At 49.6% G+C, this 625-nt stretch carries 1 rRNA gene; it reads left to right on the top strand.

Annotated elements, in window-relative coordinates:
• Window positions 1-18: 18 nt before the first annotated feature.
• A 23S ribosomal RNA gene (locus GCM43_RS25490) occupies window positions 19-625 on the top strand; the annotation flags it as partial.

Below are 625 nucleotides of genomic sequence, written 5' to 3'. Positions count from 1 at the left end.
CAGAGGCTAACGTTATAGGGACAAGCGAATAAGTGCACATGGTGGATGCCTTGGCGATTACAGGCGATGAAGGACGTAGTAGCTTGCGATAAGCTGCGGGGAGCTAGCAAACAAGCTTTGATCCGCAGATTTCCGAATGGGGCAACCCACCCTTTTAGGGTATTGCATACTGAATACATAGGTATGCAAGGCGAACGCGGCGAACTGAAACATCTAAGTAGCTGCAGGAAAAGAAATCAACCGAGATTCCCAAAGTAGTGGCGAGCGAAATGGGAAGAGCCTGTACGTGATAGTTGGACTGATAGTGGAATGCTCTGGAAATGGCAGCCATAGCGGGTGATAGCCCCGTACACGAAATCAGACCAGTGGTACTAAGCGTACGACAAGTAGGGCGGGACACGAGAAATCCTGTCTGAATATGGGGGGACCATCCTCCAAGGCTAAATACTCGTAATCGACCGATAGTGAACCAGTACCGTGAGGGAAAGGCGAAAAGAACCCCGGAAGGGGAGTGAAATAGATCCTGAAACCGTGTGCATACAAACAGTAGGAGCGGACTTGTTCCGTGACTGCGTACCTTTTGTATAATGGGTCAGCGACTTACATTCAGTGGCAAGGTTAACCA

The organism is Janthinobacterium aquaticum (assembly GCF_009208565.1).
In the GTDB taxonomy this organism is placed as follows: Bacteria; Pseudomonadota; Gammaproteobacteria; order Burkholderiales; family Burkholderiaceae_D; genus Janthinobacterium.
This window is presented reverse-complemented; position numbering and strand designations above follow the sequence as displayed.